The following is an 18217-nucleotide window of genomic DNA, read 5'->3' on the forward strand; positions in this document are numbered from 1 at the left end:
GCAGGCCTGCGCGCGCTGGGCGCGTTCCGCCTGCGGGTGCTCGCCGAATACGCGCAAGGCGTGCCGCCCGACGAGGCCCACGCCATGCAGTTGCCACCGGGCGCGCCCGTCTGGGTGCGGGAAATCGTGATGTCGGTCGACGGCGTGGACGCCGTGATGGCGCGCAGCCTGACGCCGCTGCGGGCCTCGCACGGCGTCTGGCAAGGCATGCGCAAGCTTCGTACCCGGCCGCTGGCCGACATGCTGTATAACGACCGCAGCATCCACCGCTCGGCCTTCGCCTGCAGCTCCGTCGCGCGCGGCACTGCCCTGTACGCCCCGGCGCGCGACACCCTGCCCGCGCAGGTCCGCGGTACGGCCATGCTGTGGGCGCGCCGCTCGGTGTTCTGGCGCATGGGCCAGCCCCTGCTGGTGACCGAGTGCTTCATGCCCGGGTTCTGGGCGGCCGCGGCCGCACGGCCGCAGGCCATCCATCATCAACACTACCGCCCCTGATACGAGGGCATTCCAGCAAGCCTCATGTCTTCCTTGCCTTTGCGCGTGCTCTCCGTCATCCCGCCGATGACGCAACTGAACACGCCCTACCCCTCCACCGCCTATCTCACCGGTTTTCTGCGTTCGCGGGGGGTCACGTCGTTCCAGGAAGACCTGGCGCTCGCGCTGGTGCTGCGCCTGCTGTCGGCCGACGGCCTGCGCGCCGTGGCCGAACGGATCACCGCGCTGCCCGCCGCCCGGCATACGCCCGCGATCCAGGCCTTCGTGGCCCAGCAGGCCCGCTACCTGGCCACGATCGGCCCTGCGATCGCGTACCTGCAGGGCCGCGACTCCACGCTGGCGCACCGCATCGCCAGCCGCAACTACCTGCCCGAGGGGCCGCGCTTCCGCTCGCTGGACGTGTACATCGACGAAGACGGCGGCGATCCCCTGGCCTGGGCCTTCGGCGCGCTGGGCCTGAACGACCGCGCCAAGCACCTGGCCACCCTCTATCTGAACGACCTGGCCGACGTGCTGCGCGACGCGGTGGACGAGCGTTTCGAATTCGTGCGCTATGCCGAGTCACTGGCCGGCAGCCAGCCGACCTTCGACCCTCTGGCCGACGCGCTGGCGGCCCCGCTGAACCTGGTCGACGAGACCCTGCGCGAACTGACGGAACAGGCGCTGGAGCGCCACGCGCCGACGATGGTGCTGCTGTCGGTGCCCTTCCCCGGCGCCGTCTATGCCGCCTTCCGCATCGCCCAGGCCATCAAGGCGCGCAATCCCGCCATCGTCACCGTGCTGGGCGGCGGCTTCGTCAACACCGAACTGCGCGAACTGAAAGACCCGCGCGTGTTCGACTATTTCGACTACGTCTCGCTGGATGCCGGCGAGCGCCCCTTGCTGGCGCTGCTGGAGCACGTGCAGGGCAAGCGCTCGCGCCAGCGCCTGGTGCGCACCTTCCTGCGCGATGCCGAGTCCGGCTGCGTGCGGTACGTGAACCTGGTCGAGCCCGACGTGCCGTTCGAGGAAGTCGGCACGCCCACCTGGGACGGCCTGCCGCTGGACCGCTACCTGTCGCTGCTGGACATGCTGAACCCCATGCACCGGCTCTGGAGCGACGGCCGCTGGAACAAGCTGACGATCGCGCACGGCTGTTACTGGAAGAAATGCAGCTTCTGCGACGTCAGCCTGGACTACATCGGCCGTTACGAAGGCGCGTCGGCGAAGATCCTGGCGGACCGCATCGAGGCCATCGTGCAGGAGACCGGACAGACCGGTTTCCATTTCGTGGACGAGGCCGCGCCGCCCAAGTCGCTGAAGGCGCTGGCCAACGAGCTGATCGAGCGCAACACCGGCATTTCATGGTGGGGCAACATCCGCTTCGAGAAGACGTTCACCCCCGAGCTGTGCCAGTTGCTGGCCGACAGCGGCTGCATCGCGGTGTCCGGCGGGCTGGAGGTGGCCTCGGACCGGCTGTTGAACCTGATGAAGAAAGGCGTTTCGGTGGATCAGGTTGCGCGGGTCACGCGGGCTTTCACCGACGCGGGCGTGCTGGTGCATGCCTACCTGATGTATGGATTTCCCACGCAGACGGTGCAGGACACCGTGGACGCCCTGGAATACGTGCGGCAGCTGTTCGCCAACGATTGCATCCAGAGCGGCTTCTTCCACCGCTTCGCCTGTACGGTGCATTCACCGGTGGGCAAGAACCCCGAGGAATACGGGGTGACGCTGCGCCCCTTGCCGGACGTGACCTTCGCCAAGAACGACGTGGGTTTCCACGATCCCACGGGCGTGGACCATGACGCCCTGGGCCGCGCGCTGAAGAAGGCCATCTACAACTACATGCACGGCATCGGCCTGGACGAGGACGTGCGCAGCTGGTTTCCGTTCAAGGTGCCGCGCACCACGGTGGCGCGGCATCGCATCAGCCGGGCGCTGGAATACGACAGCTAGGCCCGGCGGCGCCACGGGAGAGCGGCCAGTTGGACATCGCCTAGCGCCAGCTTTCCGGCTGCACCGTCACCTGGCCCGCGTCGCACGACACATATGCCTCGCCGTCCTGCACGTTGACGTGCATGCTGAACGTGCGTTGCGCCAGCTCGCCCAGGGCCTGGGTCTGTTCGTACGGCAGGTAGACCACGCGCAGGTTGCGGGCGCGCTCCAGCTTGTTGCGGATGCCGTCCCACCACAGCTTGCTGGCATGGGCATAGCAATACACGATCACTTCGCGCGCCCGGCCGCAGGCCTTCAGGATGCGGCGCTCGTCGGGCTGGCCGACCTCGATCCACAGCTGGATGTCGCCGGTCAGGTCCTTGAGCCACACGTCGGGTTCGTCGGTGTCGCTCAGGCCCTTGGTGAAGGCCAGGTTTTCGTCGCCGTGCAGGGCGAAGGCCAACAGGCGCACCATCATGCGCTCGTCCGTCTCGGAGGGATGGCGGGCGATGGTGAGCGAGTGGCTGCCGTAATAGTGACGGTCGCTGTCGGCGACGTGCAGGTCGGCCTTGTAGATGGTTGCGCGCAGGGCCATGGAATGTCGAAGGGAAATAGAGGAGTCGGACGCCCAGGGCGTCCGGTAGGCGATCCGAATGATACCTGCCCGGGCGCCGGGACGTTCGCCGCCCGCCTGGTCGCGGCCAGGCCAGGAGGCAACGGTGTTGCGCGGCACGGCCGATATGAGGAAGCGGGTTTCGTCCGCTTGCGCTAAGCTGGCGCAGCCCGCCTGAACCCGCCCTGCCATGACTACGCTCGCCGCTTTGCTGGCCTTCACGGCCGCCGCCACCATCCTCACGCTCACCCCCGGCCTGGATACCGCGCTGGTGTTGCGCACCGCCATGCGCGAAGGCACGCGCCGCGCGCTGCTGGCGGGCATGGGCATTTGCGCGGGCTGCCTGGTGTGGGGCGTACTGGTGGCGGCCGGTCTGGGCTCCTTGCTGGCCGCGTCCCAATTGGCATACGACATCCTGCGCCTCTGCGGCGCGGCCTACCTTTGCTACATGGGTGCACAGTTGCTGTGGCGCAGTCGGACGCGCCGCAAGGCGTCCACGCAGGCAGGCGCCCAGGCCGCCAGCGACATGGCGGGCTCGCTGGCCTCGGCGCGCGACCTGACGCCCCTGCAGTGGTTCCTGCGCGGCGGCCTGACCAATCTGCTCAATCCCAAGATCGGCGTTTTCTACGTCACTTTCATGCCGCAGTTCGTGCCGGCGGGCGTGGATGTCTTCACGTTCACCGTGCTGCTGGCGACCATCCACGCGGCACTGGGCGTCGCCTGGTTCGCGGTGCTGGCGGCGGCCACCCAGCCGCTGAACCGCTGGCTGGCTCGGCCTTCGGTGGCCCGTGGGCTGGACAGGCTGACGGGAGTGGTATTCATCGCCTTCGGACTGAAGCTGGAGCTGGAGCGGCGCTGAGGCAAGCCCCTCGGGCGGCCTGCCGACCGCCCACAAAAAAGCGCCAACTGATACAAGACCGTGGGCGCTGCGATGTTGCCCGGAAGACCCCGCGGGGTTTGCGGGCACGGCGTATCAATACACCCCGATCGAATGCCTGGCCACGAAATGGCCCTCGCCCACCTGCACCAGCGGCTGCACCACGGGCTCGTCGCCCACGTTGCGCACCGGGCTGGGGATCTCGTCGACCAGCAGGGAACGCTGTCGGTGGCGGCGCTGCGGATCGGCGATGGGCACGGCGGCCATCAGCTTCCTGGTGTAGGGATGCTGGGGATTCTCGAAGATGGCCTGGCGCGGGCCGATCTCGACGATCTGCCCCAGGTACATCACCGCCACGCGGTGGCTGACGCGCTCGACCACGGCCATGTCGTGCGAGATGAACAGGAACGACACGCCCAGCTCGCGCTGCAGGTCCAGCAGCAGGTTGACGATCTGCGCCTGGATCGACACGTCCAGCGCCGACACGGATTCGTCGGCGATCACCACCTTGGGGTTCAGCGCCAGGGCGCGCGCGATGCTGATGCGCTGGCGCTGGCCGCCGGAGAACTCGTGCGGATAGCGGTCGATCATGTCGGGCATCAGGCCGCACTTGTCCATCAGCCAGCGCACGCGCTCCTCGGCCTGCCTGCCGCGCGCCACGCGGTGGATCAGCAGCGGCTCCATGATGGAATAGCCGACCGTCATGCGCGGATCCAGCGACGCGAACGGATCCTGGAAGATGAACTGGATGTGCCGGCGCAGCGACTGCATGGCCGAGCCGCGCAGCGAACCGATGTTCTGGCCGTCGAACTCGATGCTGCCGCCCTGGCTCTTGACCAGTTGCAGCAACGAACGGCCGGTGGTGGTCTTGCCGCAGCCCGACTCGCCCACCAGCGACAGCGTTTCGCCGGAATACAGGTCGAAGCTGACCTGCTCGACGGCGTGCACGCGCTTCTTCACGTTGCCGAAGATGCCGCTGGCGATGTCGAAGCGCGTGGTCAGCCCGCGCACCTTCAGCAGCGGGCCTTGCTCGTGGCGCACGGTGGTGGCGCCCTCGGCCACCGTGGCGGGCTGTTCGGTGACGCCATCGACGCGCAGCAGCGGGAACGGCGCGGGCTGGCTGGTGCCCTGCATCGCGCCCAGGCGCGGCACGGCCGACAGCAGCGCGCGCGTGTAATTGTGGCGCGGCTCGGCGAACACCGCGTCCGAAGTGCCCTCTTCCACCTTGTCGCCGCGATACATGACCAGCACCCGGTCGGCCACCTCGGCCACCACGCCCATGTCATGGGTGATGAAGATCACGCCCATGTCCATTTCTTCCTGCAACTGGCGGATCAGTTGCAGGATCTGGGCCTGGATGGTCACGTCCAGCGCGGTGGTGGGCTCGTCGGCGATCAGCAGTTGCGGCTTGCACGACAGCGCCATCGCGATCATCACGCGCTGGCGCATGCCGCCCGATAGCTGGTGCGGATAGCGGTCGAGGATGGCGCGGGCCTCGGGAATGCGCACGCGTTCCAGCATGCGCAGGGTCTCGGCGCGGGCGGCGGCGGCGTCCAGGCCCTGGTGCAGTTGCAGGGCCTCGGCGATCTGCACCCCGGCGGTGAAGCTGGGGTTCAGCGAGGTCATGGGCTCCTGGAAGATCATGGCGACGTCGGCGCCGCGCACGCGCTGCAGGCTGGATTCCTCGGCGCGCGCCAGGTCGAAGACCTCGCCGCTGCGGCGGCGCAGCTGCATGTTGCCCGAGACGATCCTGCCGCCGCCGTATTCGACCAGGCGCATCAGCGACAGCGAGGTCACCGACTTGCCCGAGCCCGACTCGCCCACGATGGCCAGGGTCTCGCCGCGATCGACGTGGAACGACAGGTCGCGCACGGCATCGACCGTGCGCGTGGGGGTGTTGAAACGCACGCTCAGGTTCTCGACCTGGACGACGCGCTTGTCGTTCATGCTTGTGGTCATGTTGCTTACTTCTCCTGGCGCGGATCGAGGGCGTCACGCAGCCCGTCGCCCAGCAGGTTGAATCCGAGCACCGCCAGGAAGATCGCCGAGCCGGGGAAGATCGACATCCAGGGCGCCTGCGTCATGAAGTTCTTGGCCGTGTTGAGCATCGAGCCCCACGACGGATTGGGCGGCTGCAGGCCCAGGCCCAGGAATGACAGGCTGGCCTCGGCGATGATGGCCGTGGCGATGGTGATGGTGGCCTGCACGATCAGCGGCGGCATCACGTTGGGAAACACGTGCCGGCCGATGATGCGCAGGTCGGACGCGCCCAGCGCCCGGGCGCTCTGCACGTAGTCCTCGCTCTTCACCGCCAGCACCTGGCCGCGCGTGATCCGGATGAACTTGGGCGCGGCCGACACGCCGATGGCGATCATCGCATTGATCAGGCTGGGCCCCAGAAAAGCGGCCAGCGCGATCGCCAGGATCAGGAACGGGATGGCCAGCAGCGCCTCGGTGCAGCGCGAGATGATGCTGTCCGTCCAGCCGCCGAAATAACCGGCGGCCAGGCCGAACGGCACGCCGACGATCAGCGCGATGACGACCGACACCAGGCCCGCCATCAGCGAGGCGCGCGCGCCGAACATCAGGCGCGAGTAGATGTCGCGGCCCAGCTCGTCGGTGCCCAGCCAGAACGATGCCGACGGCGCCTTGCGGATGGTCATGAAGCTGGTCTGGAAGGGATCGTGGTTGGCCAGCAGCGGCGCGAACAGCGCCATCGCCACGAACAGCAGCACGATGATCGCGCCCAGCATGGCGACGCGGTTGCGCCGGAACTTGCCCCAGGCGCGATTGCCGGCGCGAGGAGGAACCGCCGCGGCGGTCACGGTTGCGGAATTAGTCATGTGTGCTCCCTAGGCGCTGCGCGCCGTCCCTCCGAGAGGGAATTCGTTCTTGAGGCGGCTCTGCGAACTCATCATGCATGCCTCAGTCGGGGATTGACCAGGATGTACAGCACGTCGGCCAGCAGGTTCATGATGATGAAGCCCACGGCGACGCACAGGACCACGCCCTGCACCACCGCGTAATCACGGTTGAAGACGGCGTCGACGACCAGCTTGCCGAAGCCCGGAATGGTGAACACCTGCTCGGTCAGCACGGCGCCGGCCAGCAGTTCGCCGAACAGCAGCGTCACCAGCGTGACGATGGGCATCAGCGCGTTGCGCAGCGCGTGGCGCAGCACGACCCTGCGCGGCGACACGCCCTTGGCGCGCGCGGTGCGCACGTAGTCGGCGCTGAGCGCCTCCAGCATCGACGACCGGGTATGCCGCATCAGGTAGGCGGCGATGGCCGTGGACAGCACCAGCGACGGCATCAGCAGCGTCTTGATGGACAGCCACAGGTCTTCGCCGGGCGACACGTAGCCTGAAGCCGGCAACAATTGCCACTGCACGGACACCACCATGATCAGGATGATGCCCAGCCAGAAGTTGGGGATGGACATGCCGGACAGCGCCGCCACGTTGGCGCCCATCTCGACCGCCGTCCCTTTTCGCACCGCGGCGATGATGCCCATGGGGATGCCCACGAGCACCGCCCAGAACATGGCCATCACCGCCAGTTGCAGCGTGACGGGCAGCTTCTGGGCGATCAGTTGCGACACCGGCACGTCGGTGCGCAGCGACTTGCCCAGGTCGCCCTGCAGCACCTGGCCGACCCAGGCGCCGTACTGCACGGGCAGCGGATCGTTCAGGTGGTACTTGTCGCGCAGATAGTCGAGGACGGCCGGGTCGCGCTCTTCGCCCGCCAGCGTCAGCACCGGATCGCCGGGCAGGATCTTCTGCAGCATGAAGACGAGCATCGACACCAGCACCAGGGTCGGAATGGCCACGACCACGCGGCGCAATATGAGTCTTAGCATAGTTGAAACCGAGAAAAAAAGCGGGCCGGGCCGCGCTCGGCGGGACCGCGCTCGACACGAGGCGATACCGGTTCCGCCACACCACACACTACCGCGCCGCCGGCCGTGCCGCCCCTAGGCGAAAACACCTATTCCGGGGCGTTGAGCCGACAGCGCGGCGCGGGGCGTCATTTTGCCAGGGTCACGCCCTTCAGGCGGATCATGCCGTCGGCGTAGGGCTTGAAACCCTGCAGCTTCTTCGTCATGGCGAAGGGCCAGGGCTGGTAGTACAGGTAGAAGTTGCGCACGTCCTTGTCGAGGATGGCCTCGGCCTGGTCGTACAGGGCGCGGCGCTTGACCTGGTCGGGCACCTGGCGCGCCTCGTTCAGCAGCTTGTCCACCGCGGGGTTGTCGTACTTGCCGTCGTTCAGCGAACCCTTGGCCGTGACGAAGGTGTAGAGGTTGCCGTCCGGATCCACGCGGCCCGACCAGCCACGGATCGAGGCCTCGAAGTTACCCGCCGTGTTACCCGCCAGCAGCGCGGCATAGTCGGTGGGACGCAGGCTGAGCTGGATGCCCGCCTCGGCCGCCATGGCCTGCACCATCTCGGCGATGGCGGAGGTGGTGGTGTTGTTGCCGTAGGACAGCTCGGCCTTCACGGTGGTGAGGCCGGCTTCCTTCAGCAGGGCACGGGCCTTCGCCACGTCGCGCTGCGGCACGGGCTTGTCGCTGTGATAAGGACTGGCCGGCGGGAACGGCTGGTTGGCCGGGGTGTAGATGCCGCCGCCGATCACTTCGTTGATGGCGTTGCGGTCGATCGACAGTTCCAGCGCCTTGCGGACGCGGGCGTCCTTGAACGCGCTGGTCTTGGCGCGCTCGCCGTTGCCGATGTTGAAGTAGATTTCCTGGAAGCCCAGGCCGTCCACCGACTCGAACCTCAGGTTGGCATCGCCCTTGACCTGGGCCACGTCCGAGGGGTTCACGCGCTCGATCAGTTGCAGGCCACCGGCGCGCAGGTTCGACAGGCGCACCGTGGTGTCGGGCACCGGCAGGAATACCAGGCGCGAGAAATGGAAGTCCTTGGCGTCGTAGTACTTGTCGAACTTGTCCAGCACGATGCGGTCGTTCTGGATGCGCTCGACGAACTTGTACGGACCCGAGCAGATGGGCGTGCGGGCCACCGACGCCGGGTCGGCGAAGGACTTGGGCGACAGCATCATGCCGGCGCGGTCGGACAGGTTGGCCAGCAGCGTGGCGTCCGGCGTCTTCAGCGTCAGCACCAGGGTCTCGGCGTCGGGCGCGTCCACTTTCTCGACCGAGGCCAGCTCGCTCTTGCGCATGCTGTCCTGCAGGGTCAGCGCGCGGTCCAGGTTGGCCTTCGCCGCGGCGGCGTCGAACTTGGTGCCGTCATGGAAGGTGGCGTCGGTGCGCAGCTTGAACGTCAGCACCTTGTTGTCCGGACTCCAGCTCCAGGACGTGGCCAGTTGCGGCACGAACTGCAGCTTGGCGTCGAGGTCGATCAGTTTGTCGCACAGCGAGGTGAACACCAGGCGGCTGACATAGGTGCGGGCCCGGTGCGGGTCCAGCACGTCCACTTCTTCCTGCAGGCCGATGCGCAGCTCTTGCGCGACGGCGGCGCCGGAGGCGGCGGCCAGCAGCAGGCCGCCCAGGATGACGCTTGCGCGTGTACGTTTACTCATTGAGAACTCCCCTCGTTTATCCACTCGTTCTGGCGACGGCGCCACCCGCCCCCGCCATGAGGCGGCAAGGCCAGGGATGGCGCGGGCACTGCACTATCAGAAGCCGACCGCCTGGCCATCGCGACGCGGATCGCTGGCGGCGACGTAGCCCTGTTCGTTGTCGTTGGCCGACATGCGCCAGATGAACTGGCCGGCGCCGAAGTCCATGTACGGATCGTCCACCGACTTCAAGCCGTGGCCCAGGTCTTTCAGGCCGGCGACGGTCTGCGCGTTCATGGTCGATTCCACGTCCAGCGTGAAATCGCGGTTGACCTTCCAGCGCGGCGCGTCGCATGCGGCCTGCGGTTGTTGATCGTAATCGACCATGCGGATCACCGTCTGCAGGTGGCCCTGGGGCTGCATGTCGCCGCCCATCACGCCGAAGCTCATCACCGGACGGCCGCCCTGCGTCAGGAAGCCGGGAATGATGGTGTGGAAGGGGCGCTTGCCGCCTTCGACCACATTGGCCGAGGCCGGGTCCATCGAGAAGCCCACGCCGCGGTTCTGCATGCTGATGCCGGTGCCCGGCACCACGATGCCCGAGCCGAAGCCCATGTAGTTGGACTGGATGAACGAGATCATCATGCCGCGCTCGTCGGCGGCCGTCAGGTAGACGGTGCCGCCGGCATGCGGACGGCCGGCCTTGAACGGCGAGGCCTGGTCCAGGCTGATCAGCCTGGCGCGGCTGTCCAGGTAGGCGTCGTCCAGCATCTGCTCGGGCGTGACTTCCATGCTGCGCGGGTCGGCCACGTAACGGTACAGGTCGGCGAAGGCCAGCTTCATGGCCTCGATCTGCACGTGCTGGGACTGCACTGAATCCACCGGCATCGAGGCCAGGTCGAAGCGCTCGCAGATGCCCAGCGCGATCAGCGCGGCGATGCCCTGCCCGTTCGGGGGAATCTCGTGCAGCTCGTAGCCGCGGTACGACTTGGAGATGGGGTCGACCCAGTCGGGACGGTAGTTGCGCAGGTCGTCCAGCGTCATCGCGCCGCCGTGCTCCTTGGCGAAGGCGGCGATGCGCTCGGCCAGTTCGCCTTCGTAGAAGTCGCAGCCACGGCTTTCGGCGATGCGGCGCAGCGCGAAGGCGGCGTCCTTGAAGCGGAAATGCTCGCCCACCGCCGGCGCGTGGCCGTTCGGCATGAAGGCCTGGGCGTAGCCCGGCTGCCCCGACAGCTCGGCGGCGGCGGCGGCCCACTTGTGCGCCACCACCGGCGGCACGGCGTAGCCGCGCTCGGCGATCTCGATGGCGGGTTCGAACAGTTGCTCGAAGGGCAGCTTGCCCAGTTTTTCGTGCAGCGTGGCCCAGCCGGCCACCACGCCCGGCACCGTGGCCGAGTCCCAGCCGCGCTTGGGGCGGTTGGCCAGGCCGGCGGCGTCGGTGCCGTACTTGCGCTTGAAGTATTCGACGTTCCAGGCGGCGGGCGCCACGCCCGAGGAATTCAGGCCGTGCAGGCGCTGGCCGTCCCAGACGATGGCGAAGCAGTCGCCGCCCAGGCCGCAGGACACGGGTTCGACCAGCGTGATCGTGGCGGCGGCCGCGATGGCCGCGTCGACCGCGTTGCCGCCCTTCAACAGCATGCGCAGGCCGGCCTGTGCCGCCAGGGGATGCGACGTGGACACCACGTTGCGGGCGAACAGCGGAATACGGTGCGACGGATAGGGATTGGCCCAGTCGAAGGTTTTCATGCGGCGGCTCTGCGTCTAGTCGATAGGAAACAGGCGACGTTACTCTCGTGATTTAATTAAATCAATTTGAATCTTTGTTCCGTCATTAAAGAATTTTTTGTAGATGACCGACCCGCGCCCCGACATGAGTTTCCCGCGATGAGCACCATCCGTTTCATGCGTACTTTCCTGGCGGTCGCCCACCACGGCTCGTTCTCCGAAGCGGCCGAACAGGTGGCGCTGACCCAGGCCGCCGTCAGCTTCCAGATGCGCGCCCTGGAAACCGAGCTGGGCCGCGAACTGTTCGACCGCAGCGGCCGGCTGGCGCTGCTGAATGCCGCCGGGCGCGAACTGGTTCCCGAGATCAAGCACCTGCTGGATTTATACGACCGCCTGCGCCAGCCGCGCAATGCGCCGGACGAACTGGCCGGCTCGGTGTCGGTGGGCGCCATCGTGTCCTGCATGGGCACGCTGTCGAAGGTGGTGTCGCGCATGAAGCGCGACCATCCCGCGCTGGACGTGCGGCTGTTCTCGGGCAAGGCCAGCGAACTGGCCGGCAAGGTCGAGGCGGGCGAACTGGACGCCGCCTTCATCGTCGAGGCCGGCCGCAAGATGGCCAGCACGCGCTGGGTCACGCTATATGAAGAGCCGCTGGTCGTGGTGGCCCCCGCATCCGCGCGCGGCGACGATGCCCGCGCGGTGCTGGCAAGCCACCCTTTCCTGCGCTTTGACCGCACCCAGCGCACCGGCCTGCAGATCGAACGGGTGCTGCGCCGGCTGGGGGTGTCGGTCAACGAGTTCCTGGAACTGAACGCCATCGAGACTCTGGTGGAGCTGGTGCGCCAGGAGGTGGGCGTGACGCTGCTGCCGATGTTGATCGGCGCGAACTGGCAGCACAGCCCGGACTTGCGGGTGCTGCCGCTGCCCGACGATCTGGGGCCGATCGCGCGCGGCATCGGCATGCTGGAGCGGCGCGAGCATGCGCGGCAGGTGATTACCGGCGAGATCTGCGCGCTGGTGGCGGCAGCGGTCCGCCGCCGCCACGGCGAGCAAGCCGCCGCGCCCGGCTGACGCCGCGCCGATGCGTGGCGCTCAATGCCGGATGTCGGCCAGGAATTTCTGCGCGCGTGCGCTCTGCGGCGTCGTGAAGAACGCGTCGGGTGCGCCGGTTTCGATGATCTTTCCCGCATCCATGAACCACACCGTGTCGGCCACTTCGCGCGCGAACCCCATCTCGTGCGTAACGCAGACCATGGTCATGCCTTCGCTGGCCAGGGTTTTCATGACCTGCAGCACCTCGCCCACCATCTCGGGATCCAGCGCGCTGGTCGGTTCGTCGAACAGCATCACGGGAGGCTTCATGGCGAGCGCCCGCGCGATGGCCACGCGCTGCTGCTGACCGCCTGAAAGCTGCGCGGGATAGGCCTCGGCCTTGTGGGCCAGGCCCACCTTTTCCAGCAGAACCATGGCCTGGCTGCGCACCTCGGCCTTGCTGGCACGACGCAGCATCACGGGCGCCAGCGTGATGTTTTCCATGACGCTCAGGTGCGGGAACAGGTTGAACTGCTGGAAGACGAAACCGATGTGGCTGCGCTGTTCGTCGATATCGGCCCCCTTGCGGGTGATATCCTGTCCATTGACCTCGATGCGCCCGCGCTGGATCGGCTCGAGCCGGTTGATCGTGCGGATCAGCGTGGACTTTCCGGACCCGGACGGGCCGCACACAACCAGCACCTCCCCACGCCTGACAGTGGCGTTGATATCCGACAGCGCGTGATAATCGCCATACCATTTATTGACATCGATGAACGTAATCATGCGGGAGCAGCCTGTACGGGTTTGGCGTAGCGGCGTCGCGCCACGCGGATGTCGACCAGGCGCGCCAGGCCGGTCAGAATAAAATTGAGCGAGAAGTACGTCAGGGCCAGCAAGGCGAACACCTCGAACGGCCGCACCAGCAGCACGCTGTTCAACTGGTTCGCCGCATAGGTCAGCTCCTGAACGCTGATCACGTAGGCGAGCGACGTTTCCTTCACGGTCGAGACGAACTGGCTCATCATGCTGGGCAGCATGTTGTAGAGCGCCTGCGGCAGGATGATGCGGCGCATGGTCTGGCCGTACGACAGGCCCAACGCCCGGCCCGCCTCCATCTGCCCGGCGGGCAAGGCCTGGATGCCCGCGCGGATGATCTCGGCCAGATACGCGCTTTCATAGCACACCAGGGCAACCACCATCGTCGTGAACCCCGCCACCGGACGCCCGATCAGCAAGGGCACGAAAAAGTACGCCCAGAAAATGAACATCAGCAGCGGCAATCCGCGCACCATGTACACCAGGGCCGTGGCGGGATAGCGGAAGACGCGTCTCGAACTCAGGCGCCCCAGCGCCAACAGCAGCCCGCAAGGCAATGCCAGCAGCAGGCTGAACGCGGCCAGCGACAGCGTGGCCACCAGGCCGCCCATCGGGCCGTTCGGATACTGCCCGACCAGCAGCAGCAGCCAGTTATCGGAAAGAATGTCCCACATGTCAGCGCACTCCCGTCAATCGGCTGCGGCGCGCCAGGGTATCGCCGCCCCACATGATCAGCAGAGACAGCGCCAGGTAGATCAGCGTGACCACCGCGTAAGCCTCGAACACCTTGAACGTCACGTTCTCGATCTCGCGCGCGGCCTTGGTCAACTCGGCCACGCCGATCGCCATGGCCAGGCTCGTATTCTTGAACAGCAGCAGTGTCTGGTTGACCAGGGGAGGAATGGCGATCCGGAAGGCCTGGGGCATCATGACCCGGCGCATCGCCTGCAGATAGGACAGCCCCAGGGCGCGGGCCGCCTCCAGTTGCCCGGCGGGAATCGAACGCAAGGCGCTGCGCAGATCCTCCGCCACGTAGGCGGCCATGACCAGCGCGATGGCGATCATGGCCATCAGGAACTCACCGCCGATGGCATTGATCCGGTCACCCCAGGAAACGGGCAATATGGCCGGTACGCCGAAATACCAGAAAAGGATGTGAACCAGCATCGGCACATTGCGGTGAAAGGCAATGTAGGCCGAAATCAAGGTATTGAGGGGACGGACGCCGGCCAGACGCATGACGGCCAGCAGCGTCCCCACGAAGAACGCCAGCACCCAGGCCAGGCCGGTCAGCGCCAGGGTCGTCAACAGACCCTGGATCAGCCAATCGGCATACTGGCCCTGGAGGATGGCGCCGAAGTCAAAAACGTATTGCATCGACGTCTCGTGTCAGGCCGGGCTCAGCCCTTGATGGCTTCGATCTTGAAGTCACGCTTCATTTTGTAGGGCGATTGGTCGCCGAGCCATTTGCCGAAGATCTTGTCGATCTCGCCGCTGGCCTGCAGACCGTCGAGCACCTTGTTGACCTGGTCCAGCAAGGCCGTCTCGCCCTTGCGGACACCCACGCCCCAGGGCTCGACGAACAGGGCAGGCTCGAGGATCTTGACGGGCACCGGGCTGCTGGCCGCCTGCGTGCGGAATTTGGCCAGCATGAGCTCGGAAGCCACGAAGCCGTCGACCTTGCGCTGCTGCAGCGCCATGAAGGCACCCGGAGGGTCCTTGAACGAGATGGCGGTCACGTTCGGAATGTGCTCGCGCGCGCCCTGTTCGGAAGAGGATCCAGCGGTGGCGCTGACACGCTTGCCGGCCAGGTCGGCGGGCGACTTCAAGCCGGTGTCGGCCTCGCGCGCAAGCACTTTCTGAGGGCTGACGAAATGCTGATGCGAGAAGTCGATCTGCTGAGCCCGGGCGGGCGACCAGCCCAGGTTCGCGGCGACCACGTCGACACGGCCGGCTACCAGCTCGGGGATGCGAGCCTCGACGGCGATCAGTTTGAGTTCCATCGGCACACCCAGGCTGTCGGCGATCTTCTGGCACAGATCGACCTCATAGCCCACGACAGCGCGGGTCTTGGTGTCCTGGAAGCTGAACGGCTCGGCCGTGCCCAGCGTGCCGCAGATGAACTTTCCACGCGCCTTGATGTCCTGCAACTGGTCGGCGTGCGCCGTGCCGGGCATGACGCACGCCATGGCGATCAATACGGCAGGAGCGGTGAACAACGCTTTCATGGTTTCCCCTTATAAAGAACTACGGATGGTAGTGCCGGCGGCTCAGCGCAATGCTGCGCAAGCCTCGGCGATGCGATCGCACCCCGCGTCGATCTGCTGCATCGAGGTGGCGAAACTCAGGCGGACATAGGGCGACAGGCCATAGGCCGCGCCGTCGAGCACGGCCACGCCGGCCGCATCGAGCCAGTACATGACCACGTCCAGATCGGTCGACAACTTCGTGCCCGCCGGCGTCACGCGGCCCAGCAGCCCCGCGACGCAGGCATAAACGTAGAACGCGCCGTCCGGTACGCCGCAGCGGATCCCGTCCATGCCATTGAGGCGGCCGACGATCCGGTCACGGCGCTCGCGGTACACGTCGCGAGACTGCGCCACGCTTTGCTGGTCCCCAGTCAGTGCCACGACGGCGGCGGCCTGGCTGACCGCGCTGACGCAACTGGTGTTCTGCGAGATGAGCGTGCTCATGGCGCGAATCAGCGTCCGGGGGCCGCCAGCAAACCCGACACGCCACCCCGTCATGGCGTAGGCCTTCGAGACGCCGTTGACCGTGAGAACGCGACCGGCCAATTCCGGCGCGACCTGCGCCAGGCTGGCCATTGCGGTATCGCTATAGCACAAGTGCTCGTAGATTTCGTCCGTCAGCACTGCCACCTGGGGATGGCGAGCCAGCACCTCGGCCAGGGCCTTCAGTTCCGCAGCGCCGTACACAGCTCCCGTGGGATTCGACGGCGTGTTCAGGATGAGCCACTTGGTGCGCGGCGTGATCGCCGCTTCCAGCGACGACGGCGTCAGCTTGAAACCCTGGTCCTGCCCGCAGACCACCACCACGGGCGTGCCTTCGTTGGCCAGCACCATGTCGGGGTAGGACACCCAGAACGGCGCGGGCACGATGACTTCGTCGCCGGCCTGGACGGTGGCCGCCAGCGCGGTGAAGATCAACTGCTTGGCGCCGACGCCGGCGATCAGTTGGTCCAGGCCGTAGGCCAGGCCATTTTCCCTCTCGAACTTGGCCTGCACCGCCTTGAGCAGGGACTGCGTGCCTGCCGCGGCCGTGTAGCGGGTCTGCCCCTGGCGGATGGCCGTGATGGCTCCCTCCACGATGTGCGCCGGCGTGTCGAAGTCCGGCTCGCCCACGGTAAAGTCGACGATGTCCTTGCCTTGGGCGCGCAGTTGGTCGACGCGTTGCTTGGCCGCCATGCTGGGCGAGGGCTTGATGGCCAACGCCCGCGCGGCCAGGAATGCCTGATCGATGCTCATGCCATCCCCTTCGCCGCGAAAGCCGCCTGCATCCAACTCTGTTTCCGCTGGCCGGTGGCGATTTCCGCCATGATTCTTTCCTCTTTCGCCGCATGAGCGCGGGCAGCCTCGATCAGCGCACAAGCATGGTCCGGCGCGAAAGACACCAGCCCGTCCTCGTCGCCCACCACCCAGTCGCCGGGCTCGATGACCTGGCCGCCGATCGTGACGGGCACGTTGACTTCGCCTGGCCCGTCCTTGAAGGGCCCCCGATGCGTCACGCCGCGCGCATAGCAAGGAAAATCGTCCTGGGAAAAAGCGCCGACGTCGCGGATCGCGCCATCGACCACCACGCCTGCGCAACCGTGCCGCTGCAGGTAGCGCTTCATGATTTCGCCCAGCACGGCGTTGTTCAGCGCGCCGCCCGCGTCGATCACCAACACGTGGCCAGGTTGCACCTGCATCATGGCCTGGTAGATGAACAGGTTGTCGCCGGGACGCGTGCGCACCGTCAAGGCAGTGCCCACCAACTTGCCCGTGCGGTGATACGGCTGCAGACCCACGATGCCGACCTGGCGGCCCAGGTTGTCGCTCAGGTGCGCGGTCACGATGCCGGACAGCGCCTCACGGACCGAAGCATCGCCGGTGCAGGCCGCCGGAAGGATACGCGCGCCGGGAAGGGGTGTGTTCATGTGTGAAATCGGGTACGAAGTGTGAGTGGGCCCTCATCATCGGCGCAGCGAATCACAAAAAAAAGTGATTTATCCTCACGCCGCTATATTCCAAAAAATAATTAAAGGGATTACCCGAATATGTTCACGTTCAAGCAAATCGAGGCGTTGTACTGGACCGTGCGGCTGGGCACCCTGCATGCGGCGGCGCGCAAACTGCACACGTCGCAGTCCGCTATCACCAAGCGGATCCAGGACATGGAAGGAGAGTTCGACCTGGCCCTGTTCGACCGGACGGGGCACAAGGCCGTGCTGACCTCGCGAGGCCACGAGATCTTCGGCATGGCGCGGGACCTGCTCGCGCAACGCGACAAGATGCTGACGCGCATGCAGGGCCTGCACGTGCATACGGGCACGCTGCGTCTGGGCATCACGGAGATCACCGCGATGACGTGGCTGCCGGCCTTCATCCGCGAGCTGCGCAACCAGTATCCACGGGTGACGCTCGAACCGAGCATCGACATGGGGGCCGACCTGCTGCAGAAGCTGATCGCCGGCCGCATCGACCTGGCCATCGTCCATGAGGAACTCATCACGGCGGAACTGGACTCGGTGCGGCTGCGCCCGCTGGAATTCGTCTGGACAGGCGCCGCGGACCAGATCGACGACACGCGCATCCACACCCCGGCAGACATTGCCGCGATGCCGCTGCTGCGGCAGTCGCGCGAGTCCGGCCTCAATCGCATCTACGACCTGTGGTTGGACCCGCATGTCTCGACCAACAACATTTTCACGATCAACAGCCTGATCGCGATGGCGGGCCTGACGTCGGCGGGTTTCGGCATCTCCTGCCTGCCGCGCGACTTTTTCAGCGAGTGGATCCGGCACCGCCGGCTGAGCATTCTGCGCACCAGCATCGCCCCGCCGCAGTCGGTCTACCGCGCCGCTTATCGCCGCGATGCGGATGCGTCGTTCTATCACGACCTGGCGATGCTGGCGCAGCAATGCTGCGATTTTTCGGATCCGGTGTGACGGCGCTTGCGTTCGCGCGCCACCGCAGGCGGCGCGCTTCAGAACGGAACGAGGC

The 18217-nt window shown here is 66.6% G+C and carries 17 protein-coding genes; 5 read left to right on the forward strand and 12 right to left on the reverse strand.

Features of this window, described 5'->3' with window-relative positions:
• On the forward strand, window positions 1-495 hold a 495-nt coding region (locus tag A7W11_RS15210), incomplete at its 5' end, for a chorismate--pyruvate lyase family protein (protein ID WP_082887316.1).
• A gap of 24 nt (window positions 496-519) precedes the next feature.
• Window positions 520-2433: a B12-binding domain-containing radical SAM protein gene (locus A7W11_RS15215; RefSeq protein WP_066414595.1), complete on the forward strand. Its 1914-nt coding sequence runs from the start codon at window positions 520-522 to the stop codon at window positions 2431-2433.
• 40 nt (window positions 2434-2473) lie between these two features.
• Here A7W11_RS15215 and A7W11_RS15220 read toward each other — a convergent pair whose 3' ends face one another.
• Window positions 2474-3007, reverse strand: a complete 534-nt coding sequence (locus tag A7W11_RS15220) for a YaeQ family protein (RefSeq protein ID WP_066129751.1) — start codon at window positions 3005-3007, stop codon at window positions 2474-2476.
• A 208-nt stretch (window positions 3008-3215) separates the two neighbouring features.
• Between A7W11_RS15220 and A7W11_RS15225 the strand changes: the two genes are divergently transcribed.
• Window positions 3216-3884 carry a LysE family translocator gene (locus A7W11_RS15225; protein WP_066414598.1) on the forward strand — a complete coding sequence of 223 codons (669 nt, stop codon included), beginning with the start codon at window positions 3216-3218 and terminating at the stop codon, window positions 3882-3884.
• A gap of 114 nt (window positions 3885-3998) precedes the next feature.
• Here A7W11_RS15225 and A7W11_RS15230 read toward each other — a convergent pair whose 3' ends face one another.
• From A7W11_RS15230 to A7W11_RS15250, 5 genes are all read right to left on the reverse strand, one after another.
• Window positions 3999-5849 carry a dipeptide ABC transporter ATP-binding protein gene (locus A7W11_RS15230; protein ID WP_066414601.1) on the reverse strand — a complete coding sequence of 617 codons (1851 nt, stop codon included), beginning with the start codon at window positions 5847-5849 and terminating at the stop codon, window positions 3999-4001.
• A 17-nt stretch (window positions 5850-5866) separates the two neighbouring features.
• Entirely contained in the window at window positions 5867-6745 is an 879-nt protein-coding gene (locus tag A7W11_RS15235; RefSeq protein WP_066414604.1) for an ABC transporter permease, read from the reverse strand.
• A gap of 71 nt (window positions 6746-6816) precedes the next feature.
• Window positions 6817-7761: an ABC transporter permease gene (locus tag A7W11_RS15240; RefSeq protein WP_066414607.1), complete on the reverse strand. Its 945-nt coding sequence runs from the start codon at window positions 7759-7761 to the stop codon at window positions 6817-6819.
• A gap of 167 nt (window positions 7762-7928) precedes the next feature.
• Window positions 7929-9440, reverse strand: coding sequence for an ABC transporter substrate-binding protein (locus tag A7W11_RS15245; protein ID WP_066414609.1), 1512 nt, complete (start codon window positions 9438-9440; stop codon window positions 7929-7931).
• A 96-nt stretch (window positions 9441-9536) separates the two neighbouring features.
• Window positions 9537-11165: a gamma-glutamyltransferase family protein gene (locus A7W11_RS15250; RefSeq protein ID WP_066414611.1), complete on the reverse strand. Its 1629-nt coding sequence runs from the start codon at window positions 11163-11165 to the stop codon at window positions 9537-9539.
• Window positions 11166-11303: 138 nt separating this feature from the next.
• Here A7W11_RS15250 and A7W11_RS15255 point away from each other — a divergent pair, with 138 nt between their 5' ends.
• Window positions 11304-12215, forward strand: coding sequence for a LysR family transcriptional regulator (locus A7W11_RS15255; protein WP_066414612.1), 912 nt, complete (start codon window positions 11304-11306; stop codon window positions 12213-12215).
• A 21-nt stretch (window positions 12216-12236) separates the two neighbouring features.
• On the opposite strand, the gene A7W11_RS15260 is transcribed toward A7W11_RS15255, so the two are convergent.
• The 6 genes from A7W11_RS15260 to A7W11_RS15285 are packed head-to-tail and all read right to left on the reverse strand — an operon-like array spanning window position 12237 to window position 17151.
• Entirely contained in the window at window positions 12237-12962 is a 726-nt protein-coding gene (locus A7W11_RS15260; protein ID WP_066414616.1) for an amino acid ABC transporter ATP-binding protein, read from the reverse strand.
• Window positions 12959-13669 carry an amino acid ABC transporter permease gene (locus A7W11_RS15265; RefSeq protein ID WP_066414618.1) on the reverse strand — a complete coding sequence of 237 codons (711 nt, stop codon included), beginning with the start codon at window positions 13667-13669 and terminating at the stop codon, window positions 12959-12961. The genes A7W11_RS15260 and A7W11_RS15265 overlap by 4 nt, the downstream gene beginning before the upstream one ends.
• A gap of 1 nt (window position 13670) precedes the next feature.
• Complete coding sequence (locus tag A7W11_RS15270) at window positions 13671-14372, reverse strand: amino acid ABC transporter permease (protein ID WP_066414622.1); 702 nt, start codon at window positions 14370-14372, stop codon at window positions 13671-13673.
• Window positions 14373-14395: 23 nt separating this feature from the next.
• Window positions 14396-15223 carry an ABC transporter substrate-binding protein gene (locus tag A7W11_RS15275; protein ID WP_066414625.1) on the reverse strand — a complete coding sequence of 276 codons (828 nt, stop codon included), beginning with the start codon at window positions 15221-15223 and terminating at the stop codon, window positions 14396-14398.
• Between the two features lie 42 nt (window positions 15224-15265).
• Entirely contained in the window at window positions 15266-16480 is a 1215-nt protein-coding gene (locus A7W11_RS15280; protein WP_066416011.1) for an aminotransferase class I/II-fold pyridoxal phosphate-dependent enzyme, read from the reverse strand.
• Window positions 16477-17151, reverse strand: a complete 675-nt coding sequence (locus tag A7W11_RS15285; protein WP_066414628.1) for an RraA family protein — start codon at window positions 17149-17151, stop codon at window positions 16477-16479. The genes A7W11_RS15280 and A7W11_RS15285 overlap by 4 nt, the downstream gene beginning before the upstream one ends.
• 120 nt (window positions 17152-17271) lie before the next feature.
• On the opposite strand from A7W11_RS15285, the gene A7W11_RS15290 reads away from it, so the two are divergent.
• Complete coding sequence (locus A7W11_RS15290) at window positions 17272-18162, forward strand: LysR family transcriptional regulator (protein ID WP_066414629.1); 891 nt, start codon at window positions 17272-17274, stop codon at window positions 18160-18162.
• Window positions 18163-18217 lie beyond the last annotated feature (55 nt).

The organism is Bordetella ansorpii (genome assembly GCF_900078315.1).
Taxonomy (GTDB): Bacteria; Pseudomonadota; Gammaproteobacteria; order Burkholderiales; family Burkholderiaceae_B; genus Bordetella; species Bordetella ansorpii.

Coding starts and splice junctions, on each gene's coding strand:
- A7W11_RS15280 (WP_066416011.1), bottom strand. CDS start 16,480: ATGAGCATCGATCAGGCATTCCTGGCCGCGCGGGCGTTGGCCATCAAG.
- A7W11_RS15265 (WP_066414618.1), bottom strand. CDS start 13,669: ATGTGGGACATTCTTTCCGATAACTGGCTGCTGCTGCTGGTCGGGCAG.
- A7W11_RS15225 (WP_066414598.1), top strand. CDS start 3,216: ATGACTACGCTCGCCGCTTTGCTGGCCTTCACGGCCGCCGCCACCATC.
- A7W11_RS15255 (WP_066414612.1), top strand. CDS start 11,304: ATGAGCACCATCCGTTTCATGCGTACTTTCCTGGCGGTCGCCCACCAC.
- A7W11_RS15240 (WP_066414607.1), bottom strand. CDS start 7,761: ATGCTAAGACTCATATTGCGCCGCGTGGTCGTGGCCATTCCGACCCTG.
- A7W11_RS15260 (WP_066414616.1), bottom strand. CDS start 12,962: ATGATTACGTTCATCGATGTCAATAAATGGTATGGCGATTATCACGCG.
- A7W11_RS15235 (WP_066414604.1), bottom strand. CDS start 6,745: ATGACTAATTCCGCAACCGTGACCGCCGCGGCGGTTCCTCCTCGCGCC.
- A7W11_RS15285 (WP_066414628.1), bottom strand. CDS start 17,151: ATGAACACACCCCTTCCCGGCGCGCGTATCCTTCCGGCGGCCTGCACC.
- A7W11_RS15245 (WP_066414609.1), bottom strand. CDS start 9,440: ATGAGTAAACGTACACGCGCAAGCGTCATCCTGGGCGGCCTGCTGCTG.
- A7W11_RS15270 (WP_066414622.1), bottom strand. CDS start 14,372: ATGCAATACGTTTTTGACTTCGGCGCCATCCTCCAGGGCCAGTATGCC.
- A7W11_RS15230 (WP_066414601.1), bottom strand. CDS start 5,849: ATGAACGACAAGCGCGTCGTCCAGGTCGAGAACCTGAGCGTGCGTTTC.
- A7W11_RS15275 (WP_066414625.1), bottom strand. CDS start 15,223: ATGAAAGCGTTGTTCACCGCTCCTGCCGTATTGATCGCCATGGCGTGC.
- A7W11_RS15250 (WP_066414611.1), bottom strand. CDS start 11,165: ATGAAAACCTTCGACTGGGCCAATCCCTATCCGTCGCACCGTATTCCG.
- A7W11_RS15220 (WP_066129751.1), bottom strand. CDS start 3,007: ATGGCCCTGCGCGCAACCATCTACAAGGCCGACCTGCACGTCGCCGAC.
- A7W11_RS15290 (WP_066414629.1), top strand. CDS start 17,272: ATGTTCACGTTCAAGCAAATCGAGGCGTTGTACTGGACCGTGCGGCTG.
- A7W11_RS15215 (WP_066414595.1), top strand. CDS start 520: ATGTCTTCCTTGCCTTTGCGCGTGCTCTCCGTCATCCCGCCGATGACG.